The 9,313-nt window shown below is 72.4% G+C and carries 2 protein-coding genes; both read right to left on the reverse strand.

The features are described from left to right. Positions 1-1,787: type I polyketide synthase (locus ACIBKX_RS40705; RefSeq protein ID WP_363278005.1), on the reverse strand; the 1,787-nt coding region annotated here is incomplete at its 3' end. Positions 1,788-1,894: 107 nt separating this feature from the next. After that, a partial coding sequence (locus ACIBKX_RS40710; protein WP_363278006.1) for an SDR family NAD(P)-dependent oxidoreductase occupies positions 1,895-9,313 on the reverse strand: 7,419 nt, incomplete at its 5' end.

Consider the following 9,313-nt stretch of genomic DNA (forward strand, 5'->3'; position numbering starts at 1 on the left):
TCATCGATTCGAGCGGCAAAGGACGGTGAGGACGCATACAACTCCCGCCCCATCCCCACCCACTGAGAACCCTGACCCGGGAACACCAACACCACACCGGCCCCGGCCGTGTCCGCCGCGCCCGAGATCACCCCGGCGCCGCCGACCGGCAGGCCCTGCTCCAGGTCCCCCAGGCCTGCGAGCAACGCGTCACGGCCGTCGCCCAGCACCACCGCGCGATGCTCGAAGACCGAGCGCGACGACACCAACTCCCCTGCCAGGTCCCGGACATCCACCGCATCCGACTCACCCAGCCACTGCGCCAACCGCCCCGCCTGCCCCCGCAGGGCTTCGGGCGTGTGGCCGCTGATCACCCACGGCACCACGCCTGCGGGCTGCGGACCCTGCTCGGCTGCCTCGTCGTCCGGGGCCTGCTCAAGGACGACATGCGCGTTGGTGCCGCTCATCCCGAAGGAAGAGACCGCGGCTCTACGGGGCCGGTCGACCTCCGGCCAGTCCCGCGCCTCGGTCAGCAGTTCCACGTCACCCGAGGACCACTCCACATGAGGTGACGGCTCGTCGACATGGAGCGTCTGCGGCAGGACGCCCTCCCTCAGGCCCATCACCATCTTGATGACACCCGCCACGCCCGCGGCCGCCTGCGTGTGACCGATGTTCGACTTCACGGAGCCCAGCCACAACGGACTGCCGGTGGAGCGTCCTTGGCCGTACGTCGACAGGAGTGCCTGCGCCTCGATCGGGTCGCCGAGCTTCGTGCCCGTGCCGTGGGCCTCCACCGCGTCGACGTCGGCGGGCGTGAGGCCCGCGTTGTCGAGCGCCTGTCGGATCACGCGCTGCTGTGCCGGTCCATTCGGTGCCGTGAGGCTGCTGCTCGCCCCGTCCTGGTTCACCGCCGAACCGCGCAGCACCGCAAGGACCCGATGCCCGTTGCGGCGCGCGTCCGACAGGCGCTCCACCACCAGTACGCCCGCGCCCTCCGCCCAGCCCGTGCCGTCCGCGCCCGCCGCGAACGCCTTGCACCGCCCGTCCGGCGCGAGCCCCCGCTGCCGGCTGAACTCCACGAACGCCACCGGGCTCGCCATCACGGTCACGCCGCCCGCCAGCGCCAGCGAGCACTCCCCGCTCCGCAGCGCCTGCGCCGCCAGATGCAGGGCGACCAGCGACGACGAACACGCCGTGTCCACCGTCACCGCCGGACCCTCAAGGCCGAGCGCGTATGCCACCCGGCCGGAGACCACGCTCCCGGCGTTGCCGGTGGCCACGTACCCCTCGAAGGAGCCCGAGCCTCCGTCCAGGAGCACCCGGCCGTAGTCCTGGCCGTTCGTTCCCATGAAGACCCCGCCCGAAGTCCCCTTCAGGGAATGGGGGTCGATGCCCGACCGTTCCAATGCCTCCCAGGACGTTTCAAGGAGGAGGCGCTGCTGCGGGTCCATCGCCAATGCCTCGCGGGGCGAGATGCCGAAGAACCCGGCGTCGAATCCTGCCGCGTCGTCCAGGAAGCCGCCCGTGCGGGCGTAGCTCGTGCCGAGGCTCTCCGGGTCCTCGTCGAACAGGCTCTCCAGGTCCCAGCCACGGTCGTCCGGGAAGCCGCCGAGAGCGTCGACACCGTCGGCGACGAGACGCCACAGGTCCTCCGGGGAGGAAACACCGCCAGGGAAGCGGCAGCCCATTCCCACGATCGCCACTGGCTCGTGGTTCTGCTGTTCGGCCCGCTCCAGCCGGTCCTTCGTGTCCCGGAGCTCCGCCGTGACCCGCTTCAGGTAATAGCGGAGCTTCTCGTCGCTCATGATGTGCTTCCTCCCCGATAGGGCGAATGGAAAAGTCTGGTGACTCGGCTCGCTCGGCCGCCTCGGCCGTGTCAGGAAATTCAGCCGTGTCAGGAAACTCGGCCGTGTCAGGAAATGCCGAATTCCTCGCCGATGAGTCCGAAGAGTTCGTCGTCGGACGCGCCGTCCAGGTCGGCTTCCTCGCGCGGCGCCGGTGCGGCGGTCCGCGTACCTTCGGGGCGCCATTGGGTGATCAGTGCCTGGAGGCGTTCGACGATCTCCTCCCGCACCTCTGGTTCGGGTACGGAGGACGCCAACACATGCTCCAGGCTGCCTACTTGGGCGAGGAGGGCGTCGATCCCAGGTGCTGCCGCCCCGTCCGTTCCGCCGGATTCCGCGGCGTCCAGCGCGGCATCGAGGTGCCGGGCCAGGGCCGCCGGGGTCGGGTGGTCGAAGATCAGCGTCGTGGAGAGACCCAGGCCGGTCGCGGTGCGCATGCGGTTGCGCAGGCGCACCGCCGTCAGGGAATCGACTCCCAGGTCCAGGAAGCCCGCGGACGGGCGTACTTGGTCTGTGCCCTCGCGTCCCAGCGCGGCAGCGGTCTCCTTGCGTACGAGGTCCAGGAGGATGCGCTCCCGCTCAGCGGGCGGGAGCGTACGCAGTCGGCGGCGCAGGGTCGTCCCGGCTCCCTCGGTCTGCGCGGCGGTGGCGGACTCTCCGGCCTGCTCCTGACTGCCGGTCCGGGCGGTGGACAGTTCGTCGAACAGCGGCTGGTGCCATTCCACCGACTCCTGGTCCAGGAACCGTTCCCAGTCGATGTCGGCACAGACGAATCCGGCGTCTTCGGCGGCCGGGGCCGCCGCGAGGGCCGTCAGGGCGGTGGTCGCCCGCATGGCCGTCACGCCACGTCCGGCGAGCGCCTCGGCGACCTCGCCCTCCGCCATCCCCGCGCCGGCCCAGGGGCCCCAGGAGATCGACGTGGCCGCCAGGCCCTCCGCGCGGCGCCGCTGGGCGAGGCCGTCGAGGAAGGCGTTGGCGGCGGCGTAGTTGGCCTGGCCCGGGTTGCCCACGGCTCCGGCGACGGAGGAGAAGAGGACGAACGCCTCAAGGCCGCTGTCGCGGGTGAGTTCGTGGAGGTGGACCGCCGCGTCCGCCTTCGGCCGCAGGACGGTCGCGAGGCGCTCCGGGGCCAGCGCGTCGACCACTCCGTCGTCCACGACGCCCGCGGTGTGGACGACCGCCGTCAGCGGGGGCCCGTCGGGCAGCGTCGCGAGGAGTTGTTCCACCGCCGAGCGGTCGGCGATGTCACAGGCCGCGATGGTCAACTCAACGCCAGTGGCCTTGAGTTCCTCCCGCAGTCGGTCCGCGCCGGGCGCCCGTTCCCCTCGGCGGCTGACCAGGACGAGGCGCTCGGCGCCCGCCTCGGCCAGCCAGCGGGCGGCATGGGCGCCGAGCGCGCCGGTGCCGCCGGTGACGAGCACCGTCCCCTTCGGCTGCCAGTCGTCGGCGCTCGCGCTTCCCTCCTGGGGAGCGGCGGCGCGTACCAGGCGTCGTACGAAGACGCCGTCCGGGCGCAGGGCGATCTGGTCCTCTCCCGCCGGGTCGGCCAGCACGGAGCACAGCCGGTCGGTGTCCTCGCCGGTGCCCCACGCCTCGTGCCCGTCGGCTTCGGGGATGTCGATGAGCCCACCCCAGCGTTCGGGGTGCTCGACGGCCACCACCCTGCCCAGCCCCCATACCGCTGCCTGAGCCGGATTCACCGTACGGTCGTCGAAGCCCTCCGTGGCGGCCCCGGCGACGGAAACCGCCCCGCGCGTCACACACCAGACCGGAGCCTCGACAGCCGCATCCCCCAGGGCCTGTACGAGCGCCAGGGTCATCGTGAGACCGGCCGGGGTGCCCGCGGCGTGCGTCGCCGCATCGGAGACGGGCAGCGACACGATGCCCCGCACTGTCCCGCCGCCGGACGTGATCTCGGCCGCGGCCCGCCGAAGCTGCCGCGCCACGGTGGTCCGGTCTGCGGTGCCCGGATCGATGACGAGCGGATGGACTTCGGCGCCCCGGCTGCGCAGGCCTGTGAGGCAGGCGTGCGCGAGGGTGCCGGCGGCGGGTTCGGCCTGCGACCCGTACTCCCCTTGGTCGAATGGGTCGGGTTGTTTCGACTGCTCCGCCGGGACTACGACGATCCAGTGGCCGCGCAGCACCGGCAGTCCGAACTTGCGCCACGGGCGCCAGCGTTCGACGTACCGCATGCCGTCCACGGGCGTGTTCCCGTTCCCGTTCTCCGCCGACCCGCGCTGCGCGACGACCGGTCGGCTGCTCTCCAGCCAGTACCGCTGCCGCTGGAAGGCGTACGTCGGCAGTTCCACGGTGCGGGCTCCGCGGCCCGCGAAGACCGCGGGCCAGTCCGGTTCGACGCCATGGACGTGGAGCGTCCCCAGCGCTTCGAGCACGGCTTCGTCCTCGGGCGCGGCGGAGTGCGTGGTGGCGACGACCAGCTCGACCGGGTCCTGAGCCGCGTCTCCCTGGCCCTCGTCCAGGAACTCCTGCGCCAGCGCGGCCAGCGCACCGCCAGGCCCCACCTCCACGAACGTGTTCACCCCGAGCGCGGCCAACTCCTTGACGCCGTCCCGGAAACGCACGGCCTCGCGCACATGACGTACCCAGTGGTCCGCCGTCGCGATGTCGGCGGCGGACACCACCCGGCCCGTCAGGTTCGACACGACCGGGATGCCCGGAGCGTGGTAGGTCAGGGTCCGCGCCAGCGCGCGGAAGCGCTCCAGCATGGCGTCCATGTGCGGGGAGTGGAAGGCGTGGCCGACGGTCAGCCGCTTCGTCTTGCGGCCCCGCGCCGCCCAGTGTCCGGCGATCTCCAGGACCGCGAGTTCGTCGCCCGACACGACGACGGACCGCCGCCCGTTCACCGCGGCGAGGGCAACCCTGTCCCCCTGCTCCTCGCGCTCCGCGATCATCGGGGCGATCTCGTCCTCCGCCGCCTGGACCGCCACCATGGCGCCGCCTTCCGGCAGCTCCTGCATCAGGCGGCCGCGTTCGGCCACCAGCGCGCAGGCGTCGGGGAGCGAGAGCACTCCGGCGACGTGCGCGGCGGCCAGTTCCCCGACCGAGTGCCCGAGCAGGAAGTCCGGGGTCACGCCCCAGCTCTCCAGGAGCCGGAACATCGCGACCTCGAAGGCGAACAGGGCGGGCTGGGTGTACTCCGTGCGGTCCAGCAACGGGGACTGCTCCGACCCCGGTCCCGGCTGGGCGGACCCCGGCTCAGTGGACCCCGGCTCGGTGGACCCCGGCTCGGTGAACCCTGGCTCGGTGAACCCTGGCTCAGCGAAGAGGACGTCACGCAGAGGTGCAGCCGTGTGCAGGTCGAAATGGGCACACACCTCGTCGAGCGCCTCCGCGAAGGCCGGGTACGTCGCGTACAGCCGCCTGCCCATGCCCGGCCGCTGGCTGCCCTGGCCGGTGAACAGGAAGGCGGTCCTGCGCTCGGCGTCGGCGACTCCGTGCGTGACCTTGGGCGACGAATCGCCGGAGGCAAGGGCCGCCAACGCCCCGCGCAGCTCATCGGCGTTCCCGGCGAGGAGCGCCGCCCGGTGGTCGAGCGCGGCCCGCGTGACCGCGAGCGAGTAGGCGACGTCCTGCGGGGCGAGCGACGGCCGGGCGTCGACGTGGTTCCACAGGGCGGCAGCCTGGGCGCGCAACGCCGCGGGAGACTTCGCGGAGAGGAGCAGGGGCGGTACGGGAGTCGCGGCCCGGACGTCGTCGTCTGCGGGTGCCGGCAGCTCCGGCGTGCCCGCCGGTTCCGGTGACTCTTCGAGGATCGCGTGTGCGTTGGTGCCGCTCATGCCGAACGAGGACACGGCGGCGCGGCGCGGCCGGTCGCCGGTGGTGGGCCACTGGCGCGGCTCGGTCAGCAGTTCCACGGCGCCGGACGACCAGTCGACGTGCGGGGACGGTTCGTCGGCGTGCAGCGTCCTCGGCAGCGAGGCGTTGCGCAGCGCCATCACCGTCTTGATCACGCCGCCGATGCCGGAGGCCGCCTGCGCGTGACCGATGTTCGACTTGAGCGAGCCGAGCCAGAGGGGCCGGTCCGCCGCCCGTTCCTGGCCGTACGTGGCCAGCAGGGCCTGCGCCTCGATCGGGTCGCCGAGCGTGGTGCCCGTGCCGTGGGCCTCCACCGCGTCGACGTCGGCGGGCGTCAGGCCCGCGTTGGCGAGCGCCTGCCGGATCACGCGTTCCTGGGCGGTGCCGTTGGGGGCGGTCAGTCCGTTGCTCGCCCCGTCCTGGTTGGTCGCCGTGCCGCGCAGGACGGCAAGGACCGGGTGGCCGTTGCGGCGGGCGTCCGAAAGCCGTTCGAGTACGACGATTCCGGCGCCCTCGGCCCAGCCCGTGCCGTCCGCGTCGGCAGAGAACGCCTTGCAGCGGCCGTCCGGCGCGAGGCCCCGCTGCCGGCTGAACTCCACGAAGGCGAGCGGGCTCGCCATCACGGTCACGCCGCCTGCCAGCGCCAGCGAGCATTCGCCGCCGCGCAGCGCCTGCGCCGCCAGATGCAGGGCGACCAGCGACGAGGAACACGCCGTGTCCACCGTCACCGCGGGACCCTCAAGTCCGAGGGTGTAGGCCACGCGACCCGAGACGACGCTGGCGGCGTTGCCTGTCAGGAGCCGGCCTTCGAGCTCCTCCGGCAGGACGGACAGCTTCCCGTAGTCCTGCGTCATGGCGCCCGCGAACACGCCCGTCGAGGTGTTCTTCAGCGAGTGCGGATCGATGCCCGCCAGCTCCAGCGCCTCCCACGAGGTCTCGAGCAGCAGCCGCTGCTGCGGGTCCATCGCCAGCGCCTCGCCCGCCGAGATCCCGAAGAACTCCGCGTCGAACTCCGCCACGTCACGCAGGAACCCGCCCTGCCGCGTATAGCTCTTCCCCGATCGCTCAGGGTCTTGGTCGAACAGCGTGTCCAGGTCCCAGCCACGGTCCCCGGGGAACCCGCCGATGACGTCCCGCCCCTCGGAGACGAGCCGCCACAGGTCGTCGGCGGAACGCACGTCCCCGGGATAGCGGCAGCTCATGCCGACGATCGCCAGCGGTTCCGAGGCGGACGCCACCTGCGGGGACGCCTCGGCACTGTCGTATCCGTGCCCGGCCGCGTCCTCCCCCACCAGCTCGGTCCGCAGGAAGTCCGCCAACGCGGCCGGAGTGGAGTGATCGAAGATCACCGTGGTGGGCAGCCGGAGCCCGGTCGCCGCACCGATGCGGTTACGCAGTTCCAGGGCCTGTACGGACTCCATGCCGGCTTCCTGGAAGCGGCGCCCGGCGTCCACGTCGTCGCCCGAGTCGAACTTCAGGACCAACGCGACCTGCTCCCGCACCAGTTGGCGCAGGAGACGTCGCTGCTCGGCCGCGCTCTGACCGCGCAGCCGCCGCGCCCATGTACCCGCCGACGGCGTATCCGTACCTGCCTGCGCGACGGCAGCCGAGGCCTCTCCGGCACCCCGACTCTTGCCGCCGCTCTTGCCGCCACCGTTGTCGCCGTCTTCGGTGAGTTCCGCGAGGAGCGCGGCGGGCAGCGCCGCGCCGTTGACGTCTCCGATGAACAGGTGCGTTCCCGGCTGGTGTTCGGCCACGGCCTGCTGCACGGCGGCGAGTTGGATGTCGTCCGCCGCGGTCCCCCGTTCCGGAGTCCAGACGAGCGACAGCGCGGGCAGGCCCTGCTGCGCGCGCTGCCGTACGAGCGCCGACAGCAGTGCGTGCGTCACGGCGGACGAGCTGGTGTCGCGCCCGGCGGGTCGTCCTTCGAGGGCCCCGACACCGACACCATCAGACACGAGCACGAAGTCGTCGAGTCGGCGCTCCTGGACACACGCGTGGAGGTGAAGGGCCTCCTGCCGCGCGGTCTCAGGCTCCGCTGTCGCGTCAGCGGCCACGTAGACCACTGCCCGCAGCGGACAGGGCGCCACCCCGTCGGCCTCCCCGATGAGCTGAGCCACGGCTTCGGGCTCACGCAGATCGACGGAGAGGACCTCCAACTTGGTTGCGGGGTCCCGCTGTTGCAGATCCTCACGGAGAGCGGCGGTTTCTTCGCTCCTCCCAGCCAGGTCCTGCCCGGCGATCACGACGCGCGTGGCGCCGGCCCCGACCGCCCAGGGCGCGAACCGCGGATCCGGCATGCCGCCGCCCGACGCGATGACCGCCGTACCGCCACTCCAGCGCACACCGGCGGCAGCCGATGCCCGATCGCCCGCGGGGAACCGCACCAGGCGCCGGACGAACACTCCCGATGCCCGCACCGCGACCTCGGCGCCATCGCCGTACCGAGCGGAGCCCGATCCTGCTTCCGATCCCGATCCCGATCCCGACAGCACCTCGCACATCCTGCGCAGCGCACGGTCATCGACGGCGTCCGGCAGGTCGAGAGCACCGCTCCACCCCTGCCGACGCGCCTCGCGCGCGGCGGCGGTGACGTGCGCCAACGCCGCTGCCTGCGCGGCGTCTTCAACATGGTCGGCACGCCGCACGGACACCGCGTTGCTGGTGACGTACCAGAGGGGAACCTCACGGAAGCGGGCCCGGAGAGCACGCGGCAGGGCAAGGCCCAGGGCCGTTACGTGCCTGCCGGTTCCGTCGGAAGGTGCGCCGATGAGGGACAGCACCCCGGCCGGCTCCCGATCTGCGTCCTGCGAATGCTCCAGGACGGCGTCGGCGATCCGCCGCCCGAGACGATCCTCCTCGGTGTCCTCGTGCGCGACTTCGAGTACAACGACGTCGGCGCCGCCCGCCGCAAGCCCGTCCCGCACCTGTCCGACCAGCGCCTCATACGCGGCCGTACGCTCCTGTGGCACGGCCACGAGCCAGGTGCCCGACAGCCGCCGCGCCCGCGCGGTCTCGGTCAGTGGCCGCCAGACGAACTGGTACCGGCAGGCATCCACCGCGGTCTTCCGGCGCCGCTCGCGACGCCAAGGCGACAGGAGGGACATGACAGCCCCGAGCGAGTCGCGGTCCGCCACGTCCTCCGCGTCGAGTGTCGTCGCCAGAGCGCCGAGATCCTCCTGCTCGACGGCGCTCCAGAAACGTGCGTCCACGGGGTCGGCCTCAGCTGCGGCAACGGACTGCGGCGTCGGCGCGTCAAGCCAGTAGCGCCGCCGCTGGAAGGCGTAAGTGGGCAGGTCCACGGGCGTGTTCGGGGTGGTGCCGGTAACGGCCTTCCACTCCACTGGTACGCCGCGTACGAACATCTCGGCGGCCGAGGTGAACAGCCGCTCCAGGCCTCCGTCGTCCCGACGCAGCGTTCCGCCGACGGCGCCGGTGGCTCCGGTGGCGGCCAGCGCGTCCTCCACGCCAGCGGCCAGAACGGGGTGGGCGCTGCACTCGACGAAGAACCGGAAGCCGTCCTCCAGCAGGCCGCGCACGGCCTCGTCGAACCGCACCTGCCGGCGCAGGTTCCGCACCCAGTACGAGGCATCCAACCGACCCGCCTCCAGCCAGGCCGCCTCCACCGTCGAGAACATCGGGACTTGACCGGCGCGAGGGCTGAGACCGTC

It is taken from the genome of Streptomyces sp. NPDC050658, assembly GCF_044457025.1.
In the GTDB taxonomy this organism is placed as follows: domain Bacteria; phylum Actinomycetota; class Actinomycetes; order Streptomycetales; family Streptomycetaceae; genus Streptomyces.